The sequence below is a fragment of the Pedobacter steynii genome, assembly GCF_001721645.1.
In the GTDB taxonomy this organism is placed as follows: Bacteria; Bacteroidota; Bacteroidia; order Sphingobacteriales; family Sphingobacteriaceae; genus Pedobacter; species Pedobacter steynii_A.
Genome location: NZ_CP017141.1, coordinates 4,665,073 through 4,691,612 on the forward strand (window position 1 = coordinate 4,665,073; position 26,540 = coordinate 4,691,612).

Annotated in this window: 27 protein-coding genes; 18 read left to right on the top strand and 9 right to left on the bottom strand. The window is 41.7% G+C overall.

The annotated features are described in order from the left end of the window. The first annotated feature begins 2 nt into the window (after positions 1-2). Positions 3-1,169, top strand: a complete 1,167-nt coding sequence (locus BFS30_RS19290) for an MFS transporter (protein WP_069380787.1) — start codon at positions 3-5, stop codon at positions 1,167-1,169. A gap of 53 nt (positions 1,170-1,222) precedes the next feature. Next, on the top strand, positions 1,223-1,618 hold the full coding sequence (locus BFS30_RS19295; RefSeq protein ID WP_069380788.1) for a YybH family protein: 396 nt from the start codon (positions 1,223-1,225) through the stop codon (positions 1,616-1,618). Here BFS30_RS19295 and BFS30_RS19300 read toward each other — a convergent pair. Further along, positions 1,615-2,100 carry a GNAT family N-acetyltransferase gene (locus BFS30_RS19300; RefSeq protein WP_069380789.1) on the bottom strand — a complete coding sequence of 162 codons (486 nt, stop codon included), beginning with the start codon at positions 2,098-2,100 and terminating at the stop codon, positions 1,615-1,617. The genes BFS30_RS19295 and BFS30_RS19300 overlap by 4 nt on opposite strands. Positions 2,101-2,219: 119 nt before the next feature. Here BFS30_RS19300 and BFS30_RS19305 point away from each other — a divergent pair, with 119 nt between their 5' ends. The 3 genes from BFS30_RS19305 to BFS30_RS19315 are packed head-to-tail and all read left to right on the top strand — an operon-like array spanning position 2,220 to position 3,693. Beyond that, positions 2,220-2,648 carry a DinB family protein gene (locus BFS30_RS19305; protein WP_167353170.1) on the top strand — a complete coding sequence of 143 codons (429 nt, stop codon included), beginning with the start codon at positions 2,220-2,222 and terminating at the stop codon, positions 2,646-2,648. Positions 2,649-2,706: 58 nt separating this feature from the next. Next, positions 2,707-3,270, top strand: coding sequence for a putative glycolipid-binding domain-containing protein (locus BFS30_RS19310; protein ID WP_167353171.1), 564 nt, complete (start codon positions 2,707-2,709; stop codon positions 3,268-3,270). Positions 3,271-3,291: 21 nt separating this feature from the next. Continuing rightward, complete coding sequence (locus BFS30_RS19315) at positions 3,292-3,693, top strand: (deoxy)nucleoside triphosphate pyrophosphohydrolase (protein WP_069380792.1); 402 nt, start codon at positions 3,292-3,294, stop codon at positions 3,691-3,693. Here the strand turns inward: BFS30_RS19315 and BFS30_RS19320 are convergent. Then, positions 3,690-6,008: an SEL1-like repeat protein gene (locus BFS30_RS19320; protein WP_083252119.1), complete on the bottom strand. Its 2,319-nt coding sequence runs from the start codon at positions 6,006-6,008 to the stop codon at positions 3,690-3,692. The two genes, BFS30_RS19315 and BFS30_RS19320, sit on opposite strands and share 4 nt — an antisense overlap. A 155-nt stretch (positions 6,009-6,163) precedes the next feature. Here BFS30_RS19320 and BFS30_RS19325 point away from each other — a divergent pair, with 155 nt between their 5' ends. Beyond that, the gene (locus BFS30_RS19325; protein WP_069380794.1) at positions 6,164-8,299 is read left to right on the top strand and encodes a prolyl oligopeptidase family serine peptidase; all 2,136 of its coding nucleotides are present in this window, start codon (positions 6,164-6,166) and stop codon (positions 8,297-8,299) included. Positions 8,300-8,349: 50 nt separating this feature from the next. Here the strand turns inward: BFS30_RS19325 and BFS30_RS19330 are convergent, their stop codons facing one another. Next, on the bottom strand, positions 8,350-8,832 hold the full coding sequence (locus tag BFS30_RS19330) for a TlpA family protein disulfide reductase (protein ID WP_069380795.1): 483 nt from the start codon (positions 8,830-8,832) through the stop codon (positions 8,350-8,352). Between the two features lie 201 nt (positions 8,833-9,033). Between BFS30_RS19330 and lspA the strand changes: the two genes are divergently transcribed. From lspA to BFS30_RS19355, 5 genes are all read left to right on the top strand, one after another. Then, positions 9,034-9,552 (top strand): signal peptidase II, encoded by a 519-nt coding sequence (gene lspA / locus BFS30_RS19335; protein WP_237028609.1) that lies wholly within the window; start codon positions 9,034-9,036, stop codon positions 9,550-9,552. A gap of 39 nt (positions 9,553-9,591) precedes the next feature. Further along, complete coding sequence (locus tag BFS30_RS19340; protein ID WP_069380796.1) at positions 9,592-10,269, top strand: response regulator transcription factor; 678 nt, start codon at positions 9,592-9,594, stop codon at positions 10,267-10,269. Further along, on the top strand, positions 10,266-11,531 hold the full coding sequence (locus tag BFS30_RS19345; protein WP_069380797.1) for a sensor histidine kinase: 1,266 nt from the start codon (positions 10,266-10,268) through the stop codon (positions 11,529-11,531). The genes BFS30_RS19340 and BFS30_RS19345 overlap by 4 nt, the downstream gene beginning before the upstream one ends. Before the next feature lie 87 nt (positions 11,532-11,618). Beyond that, positions 11,619-12,053 carry a PepSY-like domain-containing protein gene (locus tag BFS30_RS19350; protein ID WP_069380798.1) on the top strand — a complete coding sequence of 145 codons (435 nt, stop codon included), beginning with the start codon at positions 11,619-11,621 and terminating at the stop codon, positions 12,051-12,053. A gap of 25 nt (positions 12,054-12,078) precedes the next feature. Then, positions 12,079-12,531: a PepSY-like domain-containing protein gene (locus tag BFS30_RS19355; RefSeq protein WP_069380799.1), complete on the top strand. Its 453-nt coding sequence runs from the start codon at positions 12,079-12,081 to the stop codon at positions 12,529-12,531. Positions 12,532-12,595: 64 nt separating this feature from the next. Here BFS30_RS19355 and BFS30_RS19360 read toward each other — a convergent pair whose 3' ends face one another. From BFS30_RS19360 to BFS30_RS19380, 5 genes are all read right to left on the bottom strand, one after another. Further along, a complete protein-coding gene (locus BFS30_RS19360; protein WP_083252120.1) occupies positions 12,596-13,732 on the bottom strand; it encodes a M56 family metallopeptidase in 1,137 nt (378 codons plus the stop codon). Further along, complete coding sequence (locus BFS30_RS19365; RefSeq protein WP_069380801.1) at positions 13,729-14,097, bottom strand: BlaI/MecI/CopY family transcriptional regulator; 369 nt, start codon at positions 14,095-14,097, stop codon at positions 13,729-13,731. Before BFS30_RS19365 ends, BFS30_RS19360 begins: the two co-directional genes overlap by 4 nt. 152 nt (positions 14,098-14,249) lie before the next feature. Further along, positions 14,250-15,566, bottom strand: a complete 1,317-nt coding sequence (locus tag BFS30_RS19370; protein WP_069380802.1) for a sensor histidine kinase — start codon at positions 15,564-15,566, stop codon at positions 14,250-14,252. Next, positions 15,567-16,241: a response regulator transcription factor gene (locus BFS30_RS19375; RefSeq protein WP_069380803.1), complete on the bottom strand. Its 675-nt coding sequence runs from the start codon at positions 16,239-16,241 to the stop codon at positions 15,567-15,569. Positions 16,242-16,250: 9 nt separating this feature from the next. Then, positions 16,251-16,529: a hypothetical protein gene (locus BFS30_RS19380; protein WP_157262968.1), complete on the bottom strand. Its 279-nt coding sequence runs from the start codon at positions 16,527-16,529 to the stop codon at positions 16,251-16,253. A 235-nt stretch (positions 16,530-16,764) separates the two neighbouring features. On the opposite strand from BFS30_RS19380, the gene BFS30_RS19385 reads away from it, so the two are divergent. Both BFS30_RS19385 and BFS30_RS19390 read left to right on the top strand, forming a co-directional pair. After that, positions 16,765-17,370 (top strand): hypothetical protein, encoded by a 606-nt coding sequence (locus BFS30_RS19385; RefSeq protein WP_208602988.1) that lies wholly within the window; start codon positions 16,765-16,767, stop codon positions 17,368-17,370. Between the two features lie 56 nt (positions 17,371-17,426). Then, a complete protein-coding gene (locus tag BFS30_RS19390; protein WP_069380806.1) occupies positions 17,427-17,927 on the top strand; it encodes a hypothetical protein in 501 nt (166 codons plus the stop codon). A gap of 60 nt (positions 17,928-17,987) precedes the next feature. On the opposite strand, the gene BFS30_RS19395 is transcribed toward BFS30_RS19390, so the two are convergent. Further along, positions 17,988-18,698 carry a DUF4397 domain-containing protein gene (locus BFS30_RS19395; RefSeq protein WP_069380807.1) on the bottom strand — a complete coding sequence of 237 codons (711 nt, stop codon included), beginning with the start codon at positions 18,696-18,698 and terminating at the stop codon, positions 17,988-17,990. Between the two features lie 120 nt (positions 18,699-18,818). Here BFS30_RS19395 and rpiB point away from each other — a divergent pair, with 120 nt between their 5' ends. From rpiB to BFS30_RS19420, 5 genes are all read left to right on the top strand, one after another. Further along, on the top strand, positions 18,819-19,265 hold the full coding sequence (gene rpiB, locus BFS30_RS19400; RefSeq protein ID WP_069380808.1) for a ribose 5-phosphate isomerase B: 447 nt from the start codon (positions 18,819-18,821) through the stop codon (positions 19,263-19,265). A 647-nt stretch (positions 19,266-19,912) separates the two neighbouring features. Further along, positions 19,913-20,482 carry an RNA polymerase sigma factor gene (locus tag BFS30_RS19405; protein ID WP_069380809.1) on the top strand — a complete coding sequence of 190 codons (570 nt, stop codon included), beginning with the start codon at positions 19,913-19,915 and terminating at the stop codon, positions 20,480-20,482. Positions 20,483-20,544: 62 nt separating this feature from the next. Continuing rightward, complete coding sequence (locus BFS30_RS19410) at positions 20,545-21,504, top strand: FecR family protein (protein WP_069380810.1); 960 nt, start codon at positions 20,545-20,547, stop codon at positions 21,502-21,504. Positions 21,505-21,639: 135 nt separating this feature from the next. Further along, a complete protein-coding gene (locus BFS30_RS19415) occupies positions 21,640-24,996 on the top strand; it encodes a SusC/RagA family TonB-linked outer membrane protein (RefSeq protein ID WP_237028610.1) in 3,357 nt (1,118 codons plus the stop codon). 19 nt (positions 24,997-25,015) lie between these two features. Continuing rightward, a complete protein-coding gene (locus BFS30_RS19420) occupies positions 25,016-26,539 on the top strand; it encodes a RagB/SusD family nutrient uptake outer membrane protein (RefSeq protein ID WP_069380811.1) in 1,524 nt (507 codons plus the stop codon). The last annotated feature ends 1 nt before the right edge of the window (position 26,540 follow it).

A 26,540-nucleotide genomic window follows, 5' to 3' on the forward strand; every position in this document is an offset into this window, starting at 1 on the left:
AAATGAAGAAAATTGCATATATCGGATGCCTTGGATTAATCGGGATTATTACCACGGAACTGGGGGTTATAGGGATTTTACCTCAGGTAGCAACACATTATCAGATCAGTATTGACAAAGCGGGGGTGCTTCTTAGTGCTTTCGCCCTGGTTATCGCATTAACAGGGCCATTTATGACTCTTTTTTCTTCCGGGTTTGACCGCAAAAAGATCATGATGCTGAGTATCGCTGTTTTTTTATTTACAGGTGTAGTATCTTCATTAGCACCACCTTTCTGGCTATTAATGCTGGTTCGTTTATTACCGGCTTTTTTACAGCCGGTTTACATTTCTACTGCCATTGCTGCGGCTCTTGTGCAGGCCGACAAGAAGAAAGAGCACCAATTAATGGGAATTGTGCTGGGTGGAATTGCGATTGCGATGGTGACGACAGTTCCTTTTGCCACTTATGTAGCCAGTATGTTCAATTGGCAGGCGGCTTTTGTTGTCCAGGCGATGGTAAGTGCGCTGGCACTTCTTGCTATATTTAAAGGAATGCCTGCGATGCCTGTCCGGGAAAAAAAATCTTATGGTACTCAATTGAAAATTCTGAAAAACCCGGTTTTCCTGCTCAGTGCGGTAATGAATTTCCTGATGGTGGCAGCCTGGTTTTCCACCTATAGCTATTTTGCGGATTATCTTGGAAAGGTAAAAGGAATGGACACACAAATGATCAGTTATATGTTATTCCTTTTTGGCATTACAGGTGTCTTTGCCAACTGGTTGTCGGGGAAGATGCTCAGTGTCAGTATTCCCGGAACTACAGCCTTCTTTCTGGCGGGAACTGTGCTCGTCCCTTTTATGCTGGAGTATTCCGGAGGAAACAACTGGAACACCATCCTGGTGATCGCAATCTGGGGTTTTCTATATGCGCCATCTTTTCTCAATGCTTCTGCTTATCTGATTTCTGCGGCGCCACATGCCCTGGAATTTGCCAATAGCCTGTCTACCTCCTTTGGGAATCTGGGGGTGTCTGTGGGAACGATGGTCAGTGGCTGGGTCATTGCAGATATGGGGGTGAAACAAAGTCCCTGGGTTGGATTGTGCTTTGGCCTGCTGGCTTTACTAATGATAGCCTGGAGAACAATACTGGAACGTAAAAAAGAAGGATATACTGCCTGCATGGATTAGATTCTAAGTTTTTTTCTCATATTAGCGAGCAGTAACTGATACCCGATTTTTATATGAATTCACTGAACAATACCTCATTTTTTAAACGACAAGAAGAAGAAGCAATCCGCCTGTCCAGGATGGATTCAAATATGGCGATTTCTAATCAGGACGTAGCCGGAGTAGCCAAATACTGGATGGAAGATATTGTAGTGATCTCCGGCGAAGGGGGGCAGTATTCCGGTAAAGCGAAACTGCTGAAAGTATGGAAAGATATGTTTTCTAAAAAATCTCCTTCATTTGAGCGTTTACCCAGCGCAATTGTGATCGGCGATAGCGGGATTCTGGCCTGGGAAAGTGGGAGCTGGAGTTATAAAACTGAGCCATTCAGAGGAAATTACTCCGCCATGTGGAGAAAAATTAATGGGGTATGGATGACTCAGTCGGAGTTGTTCGTTTCTTTGGATTAATCCAGCTTTTTAAGCATCCAGATATTACAGGTATAATGGCCGGAGTTTCCCAAAGCAGTATCTAATGTTTTGAACCCGGCCTTTTCATACATCGTCAATGCCTGCGCAAGTTGGGGGAGGGTTTCCAGATACAATTGGGAATAACCCATAGCTTTAGCTGACTCAAAACATTTCTCTAATAGTTGTTTACCGATTCCTTTACCTCTGGAACTTTCAGAAAGGTATAGCTTAACCAGTTCGGCACAACCCTCCGGCAGGCGTTCTGTTGGATATATGCCACTTCCTCCAAGTAATTTGCCGTTTTCTTCCGCTACAAAATAGGTGCTTCCCGGTGTTTGAAACAAGGTGTGTAAATCGTCTGTGGTCGGATCAGCATGAGCAGTTCCTGCCTTGGGAACATTAAACTCTTCTAATGAGGTGCGGATAATTTTAGCAAGCTGTTCATTATCCTCCGGGAGGATGGTTCTGAATGTAATTGACATCTGATAAAATTAGAGAAATGAAGAGGTAATTTATAATAAAATAATTTGTTTTTTAGGCTGCCATAGGGTTGTCAGTGTCGGTGCTGAAATTTGATTCATAAACATTTAAAGAAATGAAAATGAATTTGCAAACCCTGACTAAAGACTTATGTGCCTATAATTTATGGGCAAATCATGAACTGGTAAAACAGCTGACTGAAAAAAAAGAAGGCACTGCAGCTGATTCTATTGAACTTCCACATATCAACCAAAAGTTATCCCGCCTGCTGGCTGTAGAAGAGGAGTGGATGCAGAAAATACGGTGTAAGGAAACGCGTTCGCCTGAAGAAAGAGTATTTGAAGGGGCAATCGATGCCTTGCTCAAAGACCTCGTCGTTCAATCTGAAAGTTTTCTAAACTATGTATCTGAACTGTCCGAAGAAACTTTAAAAGAGAAAGTAGCGTTTGATATTTCTGGAGGTGGTGATCTTAAAATGTCCAGATACGAAATGATTCAGCATACTGTAGGCGATAGTACCCATCATCGGGGAGAGATTGTGATCAGTTAAATGCCCGGCAGACTTTCAGACAGATAAGTGCCACAGAAAAATGTCAGCAAAAAATAGAATGATGAGAAAAAGGATCATATGGAAAGGGTTAAACCGGTTACAAACCACGGAGCATTGTGAACTGCTGCTGGAGGAGGATCGGATTATCGTATCCGCAGTGGTTGAGGGTAAGGTGGATGACCAGCAGGTCGATATTTCCTATCTGATTCATGCAGATCGCAACTGGAGAACTTTAGCGGTGTCGGTTCTCAATAAGATGGAGGGAGAGCTGAAGCAATTGGCCTATACCAGTGATGGTGCTGGAAACTGGTACCAGGATGGGCTGGAAGTAGCGCTTTTCAAGGGCTGTATCGATATAGACATCATGGTCAGCCCTTTTACAAACGGACTTCCGGTAAACCGGTTAAAGATGAAGACCGGAGAAAGTCAGCGGATCATCGTGATGTATTTTGATATTCTGGAATTTGAAGTGAAGCGGGTAGATCAGATCTATACCAGGATTACAGAAGACCGGTATAAATATGAAAATACACATAATGATTTCCAGGCAATTGTCAAATTTGATGAGCTCGGATTGGTGCGTTCTTATCCGGGATTATTTGAAATGACCTCCATTGAATAATAATTTCAATTATCTTCGGGCATGATTGATGTTTGTTGTGCCATTATCCTGAATGACGAAGGACAAATACTGGTTGCCCAGCGGAGCTCCAGTATGTCTTTGCCTTTAAAGATGGAATTTCCGGGCGGGAAAATAGAGCCGGGAGAAAGCCCGGAGGCTTGTCTGATCAGGGAAATAAAGGAAGAACTGAATGTCGACATTCAGGTCCTTTCGGCAATAAAATCCAACCGTCATGTATATCCTGAATTTTCCATTCACCTGATTCCCTTTATCTGCCGGATTATATCGGGGGAGGTTACTCTGAGAGAACATATTTCCTATGACTGGCTGGAGGCATCAGCATTGCCGGATTGTGATTGGGCAGCTGCTGATGTTCCCATAGTCCTGAATTATCTGGATTCGTTAAAAAACCAGCCAAACTAACCGTTTGCTTTCGGTGGCTCTTCATCGGGCGGATCAATGCCTGCAGCCCTGGCTAAAGCCACCATTTCCGAGGCCTTGGCTTCGTCCTTCAGCTCGTCATGATACCGGTACAGCCTGATCAGCGTTAAATAAGTATTGGTATGTCCAAGTTCCACTGCCTGATGGTAATGTTTTAAGGCTTTATCCAGGTTTTGCTGTACCCATATTCCATCCAGGTAAAGATCTGCGAGGTTTGCATGAGCACTTCCGTTTCCATACTCTGCCGCTCTTTCATACCACCGGATGGCCTGGTCTATGTTCTGCCGGACGCCTATCCCGTGGAGATGGCAAATTCCAAACCCGTTCATGGCATCAGACGAGCCGGCTTTCGTACCTTTACGGTACCAAAAGTAAGCCTTGTTGGCATCATAATATTCGCCCGTCCTGCTGTAGATAAAACCCAGGTCGTTCATGGAGTCTGAATCTCCTTTTTCTGCTGCCAACAAATGATATTTTATGGCATTATCCAGATCTCCCTCATCGAAAGCCTCTGATCCTTTGTGGTAAAGGTCAAGGGCCGGAGCGTTTGTGCCGGCAATATCAACGAGAATTTTCCGCTGCTCATCCGCAAGACTTTCTGGGTAATAAGCGGGGGACAGTTGCCTGGAGGCAATTTCATGATCAACAGGCTTAATCGTCTGATTGCTGTAAACCAAGGATGCTTCCTGTCCGAGGAAGCCCAGTATCTCCCAGCTGCCATCCTTATTTCTACGGATGTAATCGCGCATGGAATCAAACTGAGGGCTGATGAAAATGTTTCTCCCTTCCCAGGAATCAAAAAGACCTGCTTTTCCAGATTGAAATACACGGAAACAAGCCTCATTGAGTTCATCAATCCGGTTGTAGAGACAGGGGAGCAGCTGCCCATCATTCAGCCGAAACAATCCGAATTTTCCTTTCTGTTTCAGGATATAAACAAGACTACCGCTGCAATAACTGATTTGTTCATATTCAAGAGGGAGTATAGTCTGACCATCCTGCCTGATCAGGGATTGCAGTTTCATCCGGTTTTTAGCTCCCGTAGGTACGATTTCGTTCGTTACGAAAAAATGTTGCTGCTGGTCAAAACCAGCCCACTCTACGCTGGTTACTTTATGTGTTCCGATCTTTTGGAAATCCTGTAAAAAGAAATGCTTTTGCTTATTGGATTTTTGTATCCCTGAATAGAGGTTACATCCATCATATGCATAACAATCTATTTCTTTGAGGTATTCAAAAGGGAGTAAAATATCATTGTCAGGATTCACAACAGCCCATGTGTCCTCCTTACATGCGTTAAAATAATGAGGTTCCAGGCAGAGGTCTGTAATGTCATCATAAAGAAAAGCTACTTCAAGACTCTTAAGGGGTTGAAGGAACCCATATTTATCATTTAGCTTAACAATTGCAGTGCCTTTGCTCAGGTCGTAAGCATCATCATACTGTAAAGGCACGATTTCTTCTCCCTGACGGTTAACGTAACCGTATTTATCATCCTTCTGAACCAATGCCAGTTCCTCCTCCTCAGGAAAGTAATAAACCTCGTCATAACGTGCGGGAATCAGGATTTTTCCCATATCGTCTTTGAGGCCTTTAGCTTCGTTTTGGGTATAGAAAACCTGATCAGGATGATCCTCCTCCTCCTCTTCTTCCAGGTCATACACCCCGGAGGTCATCACTTCCCAGCCATAATCATATCCGGAATGGTTGAGATAAGGCCGGAAGCTCTGAAATCCAAAAGCTCCCTGGTTAAATTCAGGACAGTTGTCCAGTAAATCGGGATCATCCTGAGCAACTGCTTCTGCGATAATAGCATTGCTGGTATTGATTGCATTCAGGAGCTTAATGGCCTGTATTTTATGGGAGGTATCGTCCATATTAAATACATCCCATGCGTCGAGATGAAAAAAATCATGGACCACTTTCTGGTCAAGGAATTTGAAAATACGCTGCTTTGCAGCATCAAATGCAGCTTTGTTGTCGATTAACTGTTCTTTATGTTTATCTATGAATTCGTAAAAGGCTTTAATTCTTTGAATCCCTGAAGGAGCTGCTGCATAAATCCCACCTTCTGTGCCGTTGTATATCGGGGTTGAAATGTAGGCCTGATCACAAAGCAATGGATGAAGAAACAGAGGGAATTCATAGTTCCACTCTACCATAAGTAGGTTTTCTTCACTATTGCCCCCGATTCCGGCAAGGATCTGATCTAAAAATGCAGTACTTTCTTCTGTAAGCTGTTCTTGCTCGGGAAGCATGCTGCGGTTTAAATTGTATAAGTATATTCTATGAGCCATTAAATTGGATTATCGCGTTCTTACCTGAATAAATGATCGGTTCTTTCTGTACAATAATAGTGCAAGAAAAATCAAAAAAGTGACCGTATTTGTATAGCGATTGTAAAAGATTTATAGAAAGGAATTGTTACATTGTGGCATCAAAAAACATCATTATGAAAAAAACAAAAAATGCATTGATACTTATCGCAGCAATGCTTCCCTTTGTGGCGGAGGCACAGCTAAGTAATACAGGACAAAAAACTATGATTTATCCGGAGACAAAAAAAGAAAATGTAAAAGACACCTATTTTGGAACAAGTATAGACGATCCTTACAGGTGGTTGGAAGACGACCGCTCTGCCGATACCAAAAAATGGGTGGAAGCGCAGAACGTGGTTACTCAGCAGTATTTGGCTCAAATTCCTTATCGCAAAGACATAAAGGACCGGTTGAGACAATTGATGAATTATGAGAAATATTCTCAGCCATTCAAAGAGGGGGCATACACCTATTATTTCAAAAATACCGGATTGCAGAATCAGAGTGTGATGTATCGTCAGAAAGAAGGGGGAGAACCGGAGGTTTTCCTGGATCCAAATACTTTTTCCAAAGATGCAACGACTTCCCTTGCCGGCATCAATTTTTCCAAGGATGGAAGTTTGGTCGCCTATCAGCTGTCTGAAGGTGGTTCAGACTGGACTTCGGTCATTGTGATGAAATCTGCCGATAAAACGGTGGTGGGAGAAACATTGAAAGATGTTAAATTTTCGGGAATTGCATGGCAGGGAAATGAAGGTTTTTATTATAGCAGTTATGATAAACCTGCAGAAGGAAGTCAGCTTTCCGGTATGACTCAATACCATAAGTTATTTTACCATAAACTGGGAACGCCACAGAAAGACGACCAGTTGATTTTTGGAGGAGAGAAAACGCCCAGACGCTATATCGGAGCAGGACTCACAGAAGATGAGCGTTACCTGATCATTTCCGCAGCAAATTCTACTTCAGGAAATGAGCTTTATATCCGTGACCTGAAGGATAAAAAAGGAACTATTGTACCTGTTGTCAATAACTTTGACAAGAGCCATAACATCATAGACAATGTGGGTAGTAAATTATTCATTTATACGAATTTGAATGCTCCGAACGGACGTGTGGTGACCGTTGATGCAGCGAAACCCGGCGTTGAAAACTGGAAAGAACTGATCAGGGAAACTGAAAATGTGCTGAGCCCTTCTTCAGGAGGAGGGAAGTTGTTTGCCAACTATATTAAAGATGCCGTATCCCTGGTATTGCAGTACGATAGAAATGGTAAGCTTGAGCACGAAATTAAGTTGCCTGGAATTGGTTCCGCGAATGGATTTGGTAGTAAACAAGCTGAAAAAGAATTGTATTATACTTTTACTTCCTATGTTTATCCGGCTACAATTTTCAAATACAATGTGGAAACCGGAAAGTCTGAAGTATACAAAAAATCAGGAGTAGATTTTGATCCGGCAAATTATGAATCAAAACAGGTCTTTTATACTTCCAAAGACGGAACGAAAGTGCCGATGATCATTACCTATAAAAAAGGAATTACCCTGGATGGTAAAAACCCTACGGTGTTGTATGGTTACGGAGGTTTTAATGTGAGCCTGACGCCTTCGTTCAGTACTGCAAATATTATCCTGATGGATCAGGGCGGGATTTATGCCGTAGCGAATCTTCGTGGTGGTGGAGAGTATGGCGAAAAATGGCACCTGGCAGGAACAAAACTGCAAAAGCAAAATGTATTTGACGACTTTATCGCGGCGGGAGAATACCTGATCGCAAACAAATATACTTCGAAAGATTACCTGGCCAGTATGGGTGGTTCTAACGGAGGATTACTGGTAGGCGCAACAATGGCCCAACGTCCTGATCTCTTTAAAGTCGCTTTCCCGGCGGTAGGGGTAATGGATATGTTGCGTTACCATAAATTTACTGCTGGTGCAGGATGGAACTTTGACTACGGAACCGCTGAGGATTCAAAAGAGATGTTTGAGTACCTGTATAAATATTCTCCGGTACATGCCTTAAAAGCAGGAACAAAATATCCGGCAACATTGGTGACTACAGCTGATCATGATGACCGGGTGGTACCAGCACACTCTTTCAAGTTTGCCGCAAATTTACAGAAGGATCAGGCCGGGGATGCTCCGGTACTCATCAGTATTCAAACCAATGCCGGACATGGTGCGGGTAAACCCACTGATAAAGCGATTGAAGAAATTGCCGATCGCTGGGCATTCTTATTTTACAATATGGGTGTTACTTATAAAAAGTAACACCTGAAATATCAAAGGAGCATCAGCTCTAAAAAGATGTGACCAGGTTCTTATTTAGCCAATTTAAGGACTTTGGGCACATCTTTTTCATTTCCGGTAAAAATTACCAGCTTCTTGTCTGCACCATAAAGATATAATGATGGATAGTGTTTTGGCTGAAATAGAGGAATGAAAACATAATCTTTATCCTGTAAAGTCGTGATGTTTTTCATTGCTTTTAATGGCTTTGCATAAGTATCCATGAAATAATTGATCGAACGGAATACATCCTGGGAAACGAGATAGAAGTTAATTCCCGACAATTCTTTCTTATTTTTTGATAAGTATCCCGCTACCTTCTGACAATGATCGCAGGTGGCATCAAAAAACATGATGAGGGATTTCTTTCCCTTAGGGATCTGCTCGGTAGAAAAGGTAGTTCCGTTTTCTTTGTAAAAAACTGCTTTGGGGATGGCTGTACCCGGGGTTGGTGCCTGAGCAAATGCGCTTAACGAAAATGCGGTGACAAGTAAGGAAAAGAAAAGTTGTTTCATCTGATCTGTTTTTCTGGGTTAATATTTACTAATATCTGATTCTCCTGCAAGATTTGCGTCATTTGAATTCAAAAATACTATTCCTATATTTATCAATTGAGGTATACGGATAAGAAATGATTATTACCGCTGCCAGGTTTATGAGTTCCTGAGCTACATTAGAAAACAATACAAAACACGAAAAAAGACAAGTATATTCCAATGAAAAAAATGATGTGGAGTGGTGTAGCGGGGAAGGTCCTGATTCTGGTGATTGTCCTGTTCAATATTGGTTGCGATCAGATTACAAAGTCTATAGTAAGAGATCATGTAGATTATAATGCGAATATTAAAGTCATCACTAATCATGTCACGCTGACTAAAGTAGAAAATGCAGGCGCTTTTTTAAGTGTGGGAGATACGCTTCATTCGGGATTTAAATTTGTATTGCTGTTATTGATGCCTGTACTGGTGCTTCTGATGGGTACTTATTTTGTAATGACCAGGAAAAACCTCTCTCCGCTATTGGTGTTTGGCATCAGCTGTGTGATTGGTGGTGGGGCAGGAAATCTGTATGACCGCATTATTTATGGTTCGGTAACCGACTTTCTTCATATTGACTTTGTTATTTTTCAGACGGGCGTGTTCAATGCGGCAGACCTTTCTATTATGCTCGGAATGCTGTTGATCATGATCGATTCATTTTCAAGAAAGAATGTGGCAAATACAAGCTACAGTTAATCCCAGATCTTTCCGGTTTTATAACCCAATTTTGTAGCTATGAAATTATTGCTTGTAGAAGATGAGGCTGATTTGCAGGAAGTGATCCGTCAGTCTCTTGAGAAAGAGAACTATCTGGTGGAAACTGCCGACAGCTATGCCCTTGCTTTAGACAAAATTGTTTCTTATGAATATGATTGCATTCTGCTGGACATCATGTTGCCCGATGGAAGTGGCCTGGACCTGCTTGCGGAATTGAAACAAATGAATAAGTCTGACAATGTGATCATCATTTCTGCAAAAGATGCGCTGGAAGATAAAGTAAAAGGATTGGATATGGGGGCTGACGATTACCTGGTTAAACCTTTTCATATAGCAGAGCTCAATGCCAGAATTAAATCGGTATGGAGAAGAAAGTCTTTGAATGGCAAAAATACAATGGAATATGCGAATATGCGCATGGACCTGGACGAACGTCAGGTGTGGATTGAAGGGAATGAACTCCTGCTCAACCGCAAAGAGTTCGATATCCTGAGTTATCTGTCGGTAAATAAAAACAGGTTAGTCAACAAAACAGCATTGGCGGAACAGGTTTGGGGAGATTATATGGATGGTGCGGACGATTATGAGTTCATCTATTCCCAGATAAAAAACCTCCGCAGAAAACTGAAAGAAAACAATGCAGGTATAGAAATTCAGGCGGTGTATGGCATCGGTTATAAACTGGTCACGTTATGAACCTGCTGAATTACACGCTCAAGTATCTTTCCTTAGCACTACTGCTGGTCATCAGTATCTGGGCGATCTTGTTTTATTTCAATATGATTGATGAAGTACAGGATAGTCTGGACGATGGACTGGAGAACAGTAAGATGCTGGTGATTCAGCGGGTGGAAACAGATCCCGGAATCATTCAGCGTTCCGGCTTTTCTGAACACAATTATGAGATCAAAGAAATCGGAGAACAATCAGGGCTTAAATTTAAGGACAGGTATCGGGACACGATGATGTACACACTGAATGAAGAAGATCTGGAACCGTTCCGGATGCTGACGACTGTATTTAATAAGGACAATAAGTATTATGAAATGAAAGTCGTGGCTTCAACTGTAGAGGAAGATGACCTGGTAAGGAGCTTGTTATATAGCCTGATCTGGTTGTATGCCGCAATTCTGGTCAGCTTTCTGTTGATCAATAACCTGCTGCTTCGGAAAATATGGACGCCGTTTTATCAGTTGCTCAGGAGGTTGAAAGCATTCCGCCTGGATAAAGATCAGGGGATTGAGACGACAAAGACAGGTGTAAAGGAATTTAAAGAACTAAATGAGGCAGTAAGCGGTTTGGTGGAGCAATCGGTCAATACCTATGGAAGCCAGAAGCAGTTTATAGAAAATGCGGCGCATGAATTACAAACACCACTTGCCATCAGTCTGAACAGACTGGAGCTTCTGGCAGAAAATGAAGGACTTACCGATCATCACCTGGAATCTATAGGTCAGGTGATCGGGACTTTACAACGGCTAACGAGATTGAATAAATCGCTCTTATTGCTTTCAAAAATTGAAAACAAGCAATATGGAGAGATTACGCGGCTCTCGATCAATGCAATCGTAAAAAACCTGATCTCGGAATATGAAGACTTTGCGGAAATGAAATCTGTCCGGATCCATCTGGAAGAAGAAGGAGCCGCTGAGCTGGCAATGAACAAAGATCTGGCTGCGGTGCTCATTTCCAATCTCCTTAAAAATGCCATTACCCATAATGTTTCCGGAGGACTTGTAAAGGTCTTCATTAATGGAAATAGTTTAGTCGTCAGCAATACGGGGGGGGCAAACGCCTTAAATCAGGAGAAGATCTTTAAGCGTTTTCAGAAAGACAGCAGGGAACAAAGCAGTATCGGCCTTGGACTTGCTATCGTGAAGGCCATCGTGGATCTCTATGGTTTTAACATCAGGTATTTCTATACCGATCAGCACCACATTCAATTAAATTTCAAATAATTGAAATAATTGCCAATTCTGGTTTTCTATTCCAGTTTCTTTTCAGAATTGACCTCTTTCTTTGTGGTATAAATAAAAACAATTACCATGAAACAAAGGATCATATTAGCAGCAGGCCTGCTTTTTTCAGGCCTTACTTACGCACAGGATATTCCGGTAAAAGATGTGCCTTCAGTAGTACTTAACACTTTCAATAAAACATTTCCACAGGCAGTTAAAGTAGAGTGGGAGATGAAAGGAGAGCTATTTAATGCGGATTTCGATATCAGCAGAAGAGACCATGAAGTATGGTTGAACAATAAAGGTGCGATCGTTAAATACAAAAAAGAGATCCGCTCCAGAGAGTTGCCTGCAGCGGTAGCCAATAGCATTAAAAAGAACTTTAAAGGATTCAGGATTGATGATGTAGATAAGTTTGAAGAAGAAAAACAATTCTTTTATAAGGTAGAATTGAAAACCCTGCGTGAAGAGAAAAAAGTAGTTTTTGATGCACAGGGAAAACTGAGCAATAGAATTTTATAACCCCCCCCCTAAAAAAAATAAGAATATGAAATCATTTAAAAGAGGGTTTGTTGCCCTTAGTATGGCATTGGCTTTTACCCTGACTTTGTCCAGCTGTGATAAAGACGATGATGTGGTTGTTCCGGAAACAGAGCTTTCTGCAGGAGCTAAAGCTTATGTAAATACGCATTTCAGTGGTGTGGCAATTTCACAGATCATCAAAGATAAAGAAGGATTAAGTCATGAGTACGAGGTGATCCTCGCCAATGGTGTGAAACTGGAATTCAACGCAAATGGAGAAGTGGAAAGTATTAAAAGCTTAAAACAGCTGCCAGATAGTGTGATTCCGGCAAAGATTCTGACTTATGTGAAAGCGAATTATCCTGCTGAACAGATTACAGAATGGGAATCAGATGTAAATGATCAGGAAGTTCAGCTAACCAGCGGAATGGAATTGAAATTCAGCAAAGCAGGTGATTTTTTAAGAATTGATATTTAAAAAAAAACTTTCGTTTGAAATGTAATACGCCATCCTGAATCAGTTCAGGATGGCGTATTGTTGTTTAACAGTTTTCCTTACCTTTTTGGCCTTTAGCCGGTGGAGGAGGAGGAGGTCCGAATTTTATCGTTTTTGAAGGTTCCATCGGTGGAGGTGGTGGTGCTTTAGTTGATGAGGCGGGCTCTACCGGTGGGGCTGGCGGTGGGGGTGGCGGCGCCTTAAAACCTGTTTTATGCACCCATTTCCTGGTCTTTTTCTGATCAGCCTTTGCACTTTTCTTAACCGAATCCTGAGGCCTGATGGTGGTAATCACTACTTTTTCCGGATAGAAATCCAGAAGACCATAATCCTTGGTGAAAGCCATTGTAGAGGTGCAAAGCATTCCTCCGATAAGCGGCAGTGCCAACAGGAGCTTGAGCCTTGCCCTACCCGTTGATTTTTCCTTGTTTAACATATTGATCCTTTGTTTTAGTATGGATTGATTAAAGATTTGGTTACTCAGTTGTTTGGTACTGGTTCCGAATGAATTTCTGATCAGAAAGAGGGCGTAATCGTGTTTCCTGATGTCTTCTTTGGTAGTCAGTTCGTCCGCAATATATTCGTGCAACAGCTTGATGTCTTTCTTGATCAGGTAGCTGATCGGGTTGAACCAGCTTAGGATCTGGATAAGTTCAAAAAATAAGATGTCAATACTATGCCCTTGCCGGATGTGAATCATTTCATGTTTCAGAATGGTTTCTTTTTCTAAAATATCTGGTTGGATAAACAGCAGGTTAAAGAAAGAGAAAGCGGCGGTGCCCTGATCAATCGGTACATAAATTACCTGACCATCGCGATGTCTTTCTGTTTTTCTGGAAAGCATGATGATGTGAAAAAGATCTCTGAATAGTTTTAAGGAAAAACCAAGTGCAACCAGGATATAGAGGGTGCTGATCCCTGATTTAAGCAGCTGGTCATTGGAAACGGCCGTCAGTCCGGAAAGCTCCGTCATCGTGCCAGAATCATATCCTGTGCCCTGGAAAAGATGGTTCAGGTAACCAATTTGCAGAACCGGCAGGATGAAAGCCAGAAGGGTAGTGCCGATCAGAAAATACCGGTTTATGGTATAGAATGTTTCTTTGTGAAAGAGCAGACGATAACAGCCATAAAATATAGCCAGGTATAAATTGGCTTCCAGGAGATAGTACAACCAGTTCATCATTTCTTATTTTTAAGTTTTTCCGCGAGTTGGATGAGTTCGTCGAGTTCCTCCAGGTCCATATTTTTTTCCTTTACCAGGAAAGAAACAAGGCTCTGATAGGAGTTTTCAAAGTAATTATTCATGACCTTATCAAAGGCAAAGTGTTTATACTCGGCTTCGGTAATCAACGGAAAATAAATATGTGTGTTCCCTATGGCTTTATGATCAATAAACCCCTTTCCTTCCAGGACCCGGATGACGGTAGAAACGGTATTGTAAGCTGGTTTCGGGGGAGCCATTTTTTCAATGACATCCTTTGTTAAACCTTCTTTTATTTCCCATAAAATCAACATCACCTGTTCTTCTGCTTTTGTAAGTTCTCTCATTTTATCCGCTTAATATTTAACGTTAATTAAAGATACTACTATTTTTATAGTTTGCAAACTATTTTTGTAGTTTGCTTGCAAATTGTTGTATAATAATGATTAACGCTTGTTTAGAAACGAGTATAAAGTGGAAAAGAAAGAAGGGGTGTTTTTTAGAGCGCAGGAAATATTAAGCTGAAGGTAGTTCCCTCATTCACTTTTGATTTTACCCTGATTTCAATTCCATGATATAGGGTAATGCTTTTTACAATAGAAAGACCAAGTCCATAGCCTACATTTTCGGTCAGATTAGCTTTTCGGAACCGGTCAAATATGAAATCGAGGTCTTCTTCCGCAATTCCAATTCCTGTGTCCTGAATGGTAATGACATAATTTTTTCCTTCAGGAAACTCATCTGTAATCAGGATACTTCCCTGATTTACATTATATTTTATCGCATTATTGATGAGGTTATAGAAAAGCTGGAATAAAAGGTCCTGGTTAACATCTTTGAGCAACCGGTCTTCTTTTAGGCGGATGTCCATCTCCAGTTCTTTTTCTGACAGGCGATGGCTGATCTCTTCCATCACTTCATGGATAATTTTGGAAGGTTTTACATGCGCAGATTTCACAAATTGCTGGTTTTCAATTCTGGAGATCAGCAGGAGGGAGTTAGAAATTTTCTTGAGCCTGCTGAGGGTCTTCATCATTTCTACAATACGGAGAACCACATTTTCAGGAAGCTGTTCATCTCCCAACAGGTTTTCCATCTTATTCTGAAGAATGCTGATCGGGGTCATGAGCTCATGTGAAGCGTTTGCAGTAAACTCACGTTCTTTTTCAAAGGCCTCGTTGATCTGGTCCATCAGCTGGATTAAAGATTCATCCAGATATTTAAAATCCTGTGTAGAGGTAGGTACCGGAGGGGAATAATCTTTGAATGGAAACTTCCTGTTGATCAGTTTACTTTTGATGATTTTGCCTAAAGGTCTGATGAGGGCCCTGGTAAAGATCAGGTCGAAAAGAAGGGTCAGTGCAATCAGGCCCATGAGCACATACAAAGCAATCCTTTGGAGTGGCTTATTATATTGGTTAATACTGGCAGTAGTTTTTCCAATCTCCAGCAGGTAATTTTTGGATCCGAAGTTAAAGGTATGCATCAGAATCCGGTAGTTGAGGGTATCTCTTTCTACTACCCGCTGTGCTGTTTTGATGGTATCGATCAGACTTTTTGCAGCAGCAGGTTCCAATGCAATATACTCTTCTTTAAGCATGGTGTAACTACCATAACTATCGTCCCCCTGCAGGTAATGATCGATCCCGTTTTTATGAATGATATTGATCACCTTGGCCTGTTGCCGGCGTAAGGAATAATTGGTGTATTCAGAAACAATACTGTCTACAAGAAAAGGAAGGGAAATGACAAAAAGTAATACCACTGCCAGCTTGGAGCTCGTGATGAACAGGATTAATTTCGATGATAACTTCATTTACTTCTTTATTCTGTAACCCACGCCCCGCACGGTTTCAAGGAAATCTGTGGGCGCCCAGGCATTTAGTTTTTTTCTGATGTTCTTGATGTGCGCATCAATATAATTGGAATCGTAGTCATCATCGGCAAAAGTGCCCCAGATGTGTTCACTAAGCTGCATCCTGGTCAGCACCCGGTTGTTGTGTAAAAAGAGGTAACTCAATAGGTCAAACTCTTTTCTGGACAATTCAATCTGGTTTTCCTTAAAAAGAATCAGTCTTTTTTGCAGGTCTACATTGAAATCGCCCAGCGGCAGCAACTCTTCTTTAACATTGAATTTACGACGGGCAATGGCCTGCATTCTGGATTGAAGTTCCAGTAAAGAAAAAGGCTTGGGTAGGTAATCATCTGCACCCAGATCCAGTCCGGCGATACGGTCTTCCAGGTTTCCACGGGCAGTAAGAATAATATATGCTGCGTCAGGATTGTATTTTTTTGCTTTTGGAAGCAGGCTCAGGCCATCTCCATCAGGCAAACCGAGGTCCAGCAGAATGAAATCATAACTGTTGATTTCCATCTTTTCCAGTCCGTCTTTTATGGTATGGGCAAGGTCGCAGATATAAAAAGCCTTTTTCAGGAAGTCTTCCATTTCATAGGCCAGGGTTTTTTCGTCTTCAACAATCAGAACTTTCATAACCCTGTCTTAATCGTTTCTTCTTTTATTTTCTTTGGAAGGCTTTCCTCTTTTTTCAGGTTTAACTTCTCCAGGTTTTTCCTGTCTCCTGGATTGAGGGACCTCTTTGACATCAGGCTTTCTGTCTTCTTTGCCTCGTTCCTGTTTTTTACCTCTTCTGTCCTGATAAGGATTCTCTAAGGAAATCAGGGATGTAGGGTGGGTGTCTCTGGCAAAAGTACCTGAGGGAAGCCAGAGAAATAGTATGGCTGCGGTAAATGAACGGAAAAAAATATTAGTGCTCATCATGTAAATATATGGAAAGTTTGCCTCTTCCGAGGCAAACTAACACTCCCTCACTTAAAACATTGTGTGTTTTATTATCTGCGCCACTCTAATTGAATGATACGAAGATGAGGACCGAAGATGAAATTAAGATGAAAAAGAAAAATAAATTAAATAATTCTAAAATTTCATGTTGATTTCATCTTCAGTATAGAGATTTGATTTAACAACACACAAATGAAACATTAAAAACAGGGTTATGAAAAAGTTAATAGTATTAGGATTGCTCGGTATAATAGGATGGATGCCATTCCGCGCTGAAGCACAAGTCAGCATCAGCTTAAATATTGGTTCACAACCTTTATGGGGACCAGTGGGATACGATTATGTAGATAATTATTATTTACCTGATATTGAATGTTATTATAATGTACCCAGACGTCAGTTTATTTATCTGGACAATAGCAGATGGATCTATTCTTCTTCATTGCCATCGAGATACAGAGGTTATGATTTATATAGCGGATATAAGGTAGTCGTGAATTCCAGAGATCCGTATCGTCATTTTGAGCGCGACCGTGTGAGCTATGCCAGGTATAGAAATGTAAGAAATCAGCGGGTGATCAGGTATAGTGATGATTCCAGGTACTATGTGATTAAAGGTCATCCACACGGAAGATCATATGGAAGAGGAAGAGACAGGGATGATAGAGATCATGGCAACTGGAGAGGACGCGACAGGGATGATGACCGCAGAGGTGGTTATGGAAGAGGCAGAGACAGAGATGACGACAGAGGTCATGGAAGAGGTGACAGGGACAACGGAAAAGGCCATGGCAGAGGTCACGGTAGAGGTAGAGATTAAACCCTTAAAATTGAGTATATTTAAATATAAAAACACATCTATAAAACACATCAACCATGAAAAAGTTAATCATAATAGGTCTGCTCGGAATTATAGGGATGATTCCCTACCGTGCGGCGGCGCAAATCAGCGTTAATGTAAACATAGGTTCCCAGCCTTTATGGGGACCGGTAGGATATGATCATGTAGACTATTACTATCTGCCGGATATTGAAAGTTATTATTCTGTGCCTAAACGACAGTTTATTTACATGGATAATGGCAGGTGGATCTTTTCAACGTCATTGCCAACCAGATATAGAAGCTATAACTTATACAACGGGTATAAAGTAGTGGTGAATTCGTACGACAACTTTAATTCGGATAGAGTAAGGTATGCTAAATATAAAAAGGTACGTACACAGAAGGTGATCAAATACAGTAATGATTCCAGATATTACGTAGTAAAAGGCCATCCGCATGGAATGCCTCCCGGACAAGCTAAAAAATATTATGGCAAGGATAAAGGGAAATGGGATAAAGGGCATGACAAAGGTCATGGCAAAGGAAAGCATTAATACACACAAAAAGCCAAACCGGGCCCTCCATATCATTTGGAGGGCCCGGTTTTTTTTGATTTATTTATTGGTGATCAGTTTGACCATGATCCTGGGATCCATTCCAGTTGGATTTACCAGGCCGATGCTCAACACGGTATAAATGCCGCCGGCCTTTATTTCTGTTTCGGCTAATTCTGCCTTCAAGGGACTGGCTGTCTTATCTTTAATCTGGAAGATGTATTTCTTAGGTTCTATTTCGATGAAATCGCCTATTGCTTTGTAAGCCTTACCGGTAACCAGTGCCGCGCCATCTTTCACCGCAAGGTCAAGGGCTGGGGCATCCGGAGAAAGGTTAATGAACCTGATTAAAGCTTTAGTAGTTGGTAAGGCACTCACCTCATCACTGGCAATCAAAATGTCTAGTTTTGGTTCTTTATCAATGAGAAACAGCGAATAACCTTTCTTATCCTCCAAGATGATTTTTTTGGTAACAAGACTTTCCGTACTGCCGGCAGTTGTAAATTTGATGGTGCTTTCGCCGGTATTGAGCCTGATGTAGGGAAGGGGACCACCAAAAGGTAAAGGACCCGGATTTGCTTTGCCTCCGTTTATATATACGTTATAGGTACCGGGACTGGCTGAAGTATTGACTACCATTAAGGAAGAAGATTCGGGAACAGGTGTTTCCTTTGTGGAGCAGGATGCCAGCATTAAAGTACTCAGACCGAATAAAGAGGCGGTCATTAATCTGAAAAGATTGAGGGGCTTGTTTTTTGTAAAGAGTTCCATATTAGGGTATGAGGGGTTTAAATATTATCGATGCTAAAACGGGTTTGCAGAATGAAACGCTACAGATCAATGACGAAAAAGAAATGAAATTTGTACCTTAGGGATACTTATTTAAACAGTATGAAAGTTATTGTAGGTTCAGACCATGCGGGATTCCGCTATAAAACCATTTTAGTTGAGGCGATAAAAGAAAAAGGATATGAAGTCCTTGATTTAGGTACCCAGACCGAATCACCCAGTGATTACCCGGATCATGCTGCAGATGTCGCAAAGGCTTTGATCAGCAAGCAGGGGGAACGGGGCATTCTCATCTGCGGAAGTTCCGTAGGGGTAAGCATTGCCGCAAATAAATTTAAGGGAATCCGCGCGGGAGTTTGTCATGATACCTATTCGGCACACCAGTCTGTAGAGCATGACGATGTTAATATTTTATGTATCGGAGAGCGGGTGATCGGGATAGAGCTGGCAAAAGATATCGTATTTGCGTTTTTAAAAGCAGCGTTTTCCAATGAGGAACGACACCTGAAACGTCTGGCGAAAATCTCGGCTATTGAAGCGCAATGGTGAGTTGTGGATAACTATGTGTAAAAACTGTTAGGAACCTGTTGGTAATGTGTTAAAAATAAAATGCAATTATCTTTGGATTAGATAGTTATAGTTCGTAAATTAGATCTATCAAAAAGGAAGTAATTTGACCGTTTGAAAGAAAGACTCCAAAAAGAACAATGGCCTCAGGGCAAAAGGTTCTGGGGATTTCAATGAATTAGTAGAAGATCAGATTCAAAGGAGACAGAGAAAATGATGCTTAAAATGCCAGAACTGTTAAGTAAGGGTATATTCACTAAATTCGGGACAGACATTAAACCTATCCATTATTCTACGGAACGATGTGAAAAGGATAAGTTCGGAGGGATCAAAGTTGAAAAATACTAAGAGGACCAAAGAAGGTTAAAATACAGAGCGTTTGATGCCTTTTTGGTGCTACGGCAAAGAAAAGGTGAAAACGGAGAACCAAATCGCTAGAAGAGGGACTCCGTTTTCTTTTTATATCCGTTTTTTGCTGAAGATCTTTCAGGATCAAATCAAATTCTTTTTAAGACAAATCCGGATTATTAATCCCTTTTAGCAATCTAACGTTAAATAAAGAATTCCTTAACATTAAGGGAATATTGCCGGAGTAGATTTGTCAAAAAAATACCATCGAGACAAATCAAATGATTTCTGGCAGTCAACTGATCTCTTTTCTAAAGAACGGGAGTCATAAAGCAATGGAAGATATTTATCAGCTCTATTGGGAAGAGGTGCTGGATAGTGCTTATAAAAGGCTGCGGGACGAGGAGATTGCTCAGGACATTACCCAGGAAATTTTTATCTCTTTATGGGAGAACCGGGAGAAGATCCAATTGACAGGTACGCTGCGGGCTTATTTTGAAGGGGCGGTAAAATACCGGGTCATTAACTATTTCCGTTCCTCCCTCATTAAAGAAAAACATAAAGAAGACCTTTCCCTCCTGATCCGTGATGAAGTCGGATCCTCTGCAGAAAACATACTGATGCTCAAAGACCTTCACCAGGAAGTAGATGAGGCCATGCTGGACCTACCGGAAAAAATGAGGTTAATTTTTTCTATGAGCAGAAAACAGGAAAAAAGTATCGGAGAAATTTCTTCGGAGCTCGGTATTTCTGTGCAAACGGTTAAAAATCAGCTCAGTGCCGCATTAAAAGTGATGAAGAAAAGGCTTTCTTATCTCCTGTTTTTAATCATTTGTATCTTGTTAACATAAACTTAACCTAAGTTTAACAACTTTGGCTGGTACTATTCTTCTTTTGCTTTGACAATAGGTTGATGACAAAGGAAGAACAAGCACAGGAGCTGCTAAAAAAATATATCAATAAGGAAGCCAGTCCTGCCGAAATTGCACAGGTAGAAAGCTGGTATGCTTCCTCCGCAGGAGAAAACCTGCCCTTGCCAAAAGAAAAAAAGCAAGAGATTGCTGAACGGGTATTGCATAAACTTCGCCAGGAGATGGGAAAAGTTGAAGAGCAGGAAAATCTTCGTTTTCCTTTCTGGTATCAAACCGGCAAAGTCGCAGCTGCCATCCTGCTAGTTTCGGCTCTGGGACTAGGCATTTGGCTGATGAACAGAAAACCAGTGGTTCCTGAAAAACTGCTGTCACTGAGCACTACTGCAAAGGAAAGAAAGAAAATTGTTTTTGCAGAAGGCTCTGAAATTGTGCTCGGACCTTCTTCCCGCCTGAGGTATCCCGCCAGGTTCAAATCATTGGAGAGAACAGTATCGCTCACAGAAGGAGAGGCTTTCTTTAACATTGCCCATGAAGAAAAGCGTCCTTTTATGGTGAAGACTGCTGAGGATCTTTATACAAAAGTTCTGGGGACTTCTTTCCGGATTAAATCTTATCGCAAAAGCAATCATATTTCTGTGGCAGTGCTGACTGGAAAAGTGGCAGTTGGAAATTCCCGTCAACTGTTTGGAACGCTGATCAAAGGACAGGAAATCTCCTACAATAAGGTCGGACAGCGGGCAGAAATTAGCTACACACCTGTAAAAACGTATATCAACCTCAAATTCGAAAACGCTTCTTTACAAGAGGTTGCCCGTAAACTCGAATATGCTTATAGCATCCGGATTTCTTTAAACAGTCCGGCAATCAGCAGGTTGAAATGTAATGCCACTTTTAACACCAAACAAAACCCTGAAGAGATTCTGGACATCATTTGTAGTCTGCATCATCTCCAATTCAGGAAATCTGATGACCATAAAACCTTTAATGTATACAGAAAATGAGAATATAAAGATGATCAACAAAACCGGTACTGATCAGATCAGCACCGGAAAGTCTAAAGCCGGCCTCATAACGACAATTACACAGCCAGGCTTATTTTAACACCACCATTACAGGGTATAAAAACAAATAAAAATATGAAAAAATCCTCATACAAGAGGTTACCAGCTCTTTATAAAGCCATGAAATATTCATTGTTAACTTTTTCCATTCTCTGCACATTCTGTGGAACGCTCTTTGCCTCCCTGACCATGGCACAAACACTGGAGAAAAGCAGGGTTACGATTAAAATTGGTCCCAACCGTGCTACCAGCTCCATACTTAAAGAAATAGAAGCCGGCACCGGACTTCATTTTGTATACAATCCGGAATCTGCCTCTGGAAATCAAAACCTTGCCCCACAGTCCTTCAAAAATGAGAAGGTTTCTTTATTGCTTAAACTTCTGGGTTTCGATTTCCAGGAAAAAGCAGGACATGTGATCCTCAGAAAAATTCCGGTTGCCCCACCAAAACCAGATCGCGTGATCAAAGGAAGGGTAACAGACTCTACCGGAATGGCGATGCCGGGTGTATCCGTAAACGTCATCGGTGGAAAAGCAACGACTACCGCTGCTGATGGAACATATAGCATCCCGGTTCCGGAAAATGGCGTATTGTCTTTCTCTATGGTTGGTTTTAAAACCAAACAGGTTAAAGTTTCCGACATTCAGGAAGTGAATGTTGTACTGATGGAAGATAAAGCCCTTTTATCTGAAATCGTGGTGGTAGGTTACGGTACGCAAAAGAAAGCAACCCTGTCTGGTGCAGTAAGTGTGGTATCCCTGGATAAAGTATCCTCAAGATCTTTAAATAGTGTGGCTGAGGTTCTGGCAGGAAAAGCACCCGGAGTAATTGTAACCAATGAAGGAGGAGATCCTACCTCGGCACCTCGTATCAATATCCGCGGTTCTGGTGGAATCAATGGAGAGAACGTCCTTTATGTGGTAGATGGGACAGTTTTTTCAGGAACACCGGTGCTCAATCCAAATGATATCGAATCTATCTCTGTATTGAAAGATGGATCTGCAGCAATATACGGAGCGCGTGCTTCGGGCGGTGTGGTGCTGATCACCACTAAAAAAGGTAAGAACGAGGCCATGCAGATTACATTTGATGGTAAGATCGGGACACAAGCTGCCTGGAGAAAATTAGAACCCCTAAATGCAGAACAAAGAGCATTTGTGGCGGAAACAGCAGCTAAAAATGGAAAGAGCGACTTACTACCGGCTTTTGACGCTTCAAAATATCCGGATGGAAGAATAACCCGTACCAACTGGATGGATGAAGTTTTCAGAACAGGAATGACTCAGGATTATAATCTTGGTCTTTCCGGAGGAACGGATAAATCCAATGCTTACCTGAGTTTCAATTACCGTAAAGCGGAGGGGATTGTCCTGAATACTTCTGCCGAAAGGTATAATTTCAGGATTAATTCTGATTATAAAATCAGTTCCTGGTTGAAAGTAGGAGAAAACTTTTCTTTTAGCAGCACAAACGGACAGGGTGCAAATACCAGTAGTGATTACACAGGGGCATTATTGTCTGCGATCTATTACCCTGCCAATGGAACACCTTATAACCCGGATGGCTCTTTTGCCGGATTACCTGGCGGGGCATACGCAGGAGATTATGGCGATATCGTTAATCCCGTTGCGGATTTGAAGAGAATTGATGTGAACAGGCCTCAGAATGTATTCATGATCAATCCTTATATCATGGTTGACCTGGCGAAAGGACTATCGTTTAAATCTAATTTTAACCTGACTAAAGACTTCCTGAATACGACAATTTTTACGCCTAAACGTCCGGAAGTAGGAAAACCGGTACTGACCAATTCCCTGGAAGTTGGACAAACCAGAAAGAGCGATATCCTTGCAGAACAAATCCTGAACTATAAGACTGATCTGGAGCAGCATCACCTGGATTTTACCGGCGGATTCTCTTTCCAAAAAACAAAATATAACGACTTTTATGTAAAAGGAAACGGCTTTGATGATGAGTCCCCTTCAAAAAGATACCTGGTAAATGCATCGACATTTGAGCCTGCCACGACCAGGTTTGAAGCTACTGCATTGTCTTCCCTGTTTTTAAGGGCCAACTATAATTATGCAGATAAATATCTGCTATCGCTGATCGGACGTCGTGACGGTTCTTCTCTAATCCCGAAAAAGGAAAACAGGTTCCGTAATTACTACTCTGTTTCGGCCGGATGGGTGCTGACAAAAGAGAATTTCCTGTCGGAAAGTACCTGGTTAAATGAGCTGAAACTAAGAGGAAGTTATGGTTTATTAGGTAACCTGGGTAGTTTATCTGCCACAGATGTGAGCCCTTTATTGGACCGTACCAATTCTTATTTTGGACAAAATCCAAGCTTAGGTACGGGTTATGTATCCAGCATTCTGGAGAACCCGGACCTGAAATGGGCGGAATCCAAACAAACCAATATTGGTCTGGACCTTGGGATCCTGAAAAATGCGCTGACCATTACTGCGGATTATTTTGTTAAAAACACAGATAAAATGATCCTGAAAAAGCCATTGCCGGGAACTGCAGGACTAGCCGTTCAGACCATTAACGCTGGTTTGGTAAGAGATCGCGGATTTGAGCTTGGTATCAATTATAACAGCAGTAAGGAACGCGATTTTACCTATACTGTTGGTCTTACCTTAACCAAAGTGAACAATAAGGTGATTAAACTGGCTCCTGGTCAGGATGTGATTCCGGTAGGTACCAATTTCAGAAATGAGCTGGCTCCGCTGATGATTAAACAGGGACAACCTTTATACAGCTATTTTGTCCTGAAAACTCAGGGAATATTTAAAACTCAGGCGGAAGTTGATGAATATGTCGGTGCTAATGGAGAGAAGATTCAGCCTAAGGCTAAACCGGGCGATTTTAAATTCGCTGATTTGGATAACAATGGTTCCATCGATGCAAAAGACCGTTATTTTGCAGGAAGTGCCTATCCGGACTTCTCCTATGGATTGAGTTTCAACGCAAATTATAAAAACTTTGACCTTAACATTTTTGCTCAGGGTGTCTATGGAAACAAGTTGTTTAATGCCGTTAAAAGAACAACTTATAGCGCAAGTGGACCTTCTTACAATAAGCTAACCGGTATCCTCGATGCCTGGTCGCCGGAAAATCCGAATGGAAAAGTTCCGATCATCTCTACTTCGGATGCCAACGGGAACTTTAATGCTTCAGATTTCTATGTAGAAAATGGATCTTATCTGCGTCTGAGAAACCTGACATTGGGTTATAGCCTTCCTAAATCGCTTACCAGTAAGATGAAAACAGGTGCAGTTCGTATTTATGCGACTTCAAATAACCTGTTTACCATCACCAACTATTCTGGCTTTGATCCTGAAATCGGAATGAGTAATAATGGCCTGGATGTGGGCAGATACCCACAGGCGAGAAGCTTCCTGTTAGGTCTTAGTGTGAATTTATAATTTTTTAAAAGAAAGAAAAATGAAACAAAATATAAAGTATATAGCCGTAGCTGCACTTGCCTTCTTAAGTTCGTGTACGAAGCAATTGGATATTATCCCTCAAGGCGCTCCATCAGCTCAGAACTTCTGGAAAACCCAGGAAGATGCATTAAAGGGAAGAAACGGATTATATGAGAAATATAATGATGAGAACTTCTATGGAAGGGGGATGTTCTGGTTTATCAATGCCAGCGATGATATGGTGACGGGAAGAAACAAACCCGAAGCCGATAACATTAAGAATTTTAATAAGACTTATCTGGGAGGTGGGTATACGGAAAGCCAGTGGTCCATGCGCTATGCGATCATCAAACGCGCAAATGACATCATTAAAAATGTCCCGGGGATTTCAATGGATGAATCCCTGAAAAAGGCAATCATCGGTGATGCCTATTTTAATGCTGGATTGGTTTATTTTCAATTGGCTGCAAATTATGGAAATGAAAAGGCCGGTGTTCCTATTGTCGGATTGGATACGGATCCGGCAAAGGCAATCCCAAGGGCAAAAAATGTAAATGAAAACTATGATTATATCATTCAGTTGTTTGAAAAAGCCGCAGAGCAGCTGCCGTTTTTTACAGACATGAAAGCGGATGATTATGGAAGAGCGCACAAAACTGCAGCTTGGGCTTATCTGTCAAAAGTTTATCTTTATAAAAAAGATTATGCCAATGCCAAGAAATATGCAGATATGGTGATCAGTTCGGGTAAACATGAGTTGGTTTTAACCAGTTTCTCGGATGTATTTAAGGCCTCTAATAACTGGTCTAAAGAGTACATCTGGTCTGTAGTTTGCACGCCTAACGGAGGTGGTACGGGCTGGGGAAGTAAATTGCCAGGCGTAATGCTCACCAATAAAGGCTGGACCCTGTACAACGGCTGGGGTTATTACCTGCCTACCAAAGAGCTATATGATTCTTATGAAACAGGGGATAAACGTCGCGAAGCAACGATCCTGAAGCCAGGAGATAAGTTCATGTTTTTCGGACAGGAACGTAGCTTTACCAAAGATGGAGGAGCAACCTCAGATTACCAGTTTAAGAAATACATGGAGCCTTTCTCTTATGCAAACCCAATCCCTACACATGTAAATCCTAATGGTGATAATGGTACTACTGATCTGAATGTGCCATTGATGCGTTTTGCAGAGGTATTATTGATCAAGGCTGAAGCTGCGATTATGTTGAATGGTGCCGGAGCTGGTGATGCGGAATTGAACAGAATCAGAGTTCGTGCAGGATTAACAGTCAAAAGTGGGATGACCATGACCGACCTGAAACGCGAACGCCGGAATGAGCTGGCCGGAGAATGGGCCGACCGCCATCGCGATCTGGTAAGGTGGGGAGATGCGCAGGCAACCTATGCTTTGCCATTACACGACTCACAAGGAAGAGAGATCTGGGCTTCCAGGGCATTCAATCCTCAGGTTCATGATGTATGGGCTGTTCCACAAAGCGAAATTGACAATAGTGGCGGAGTAATTACTCAAAATCCAGGCTGGTAAT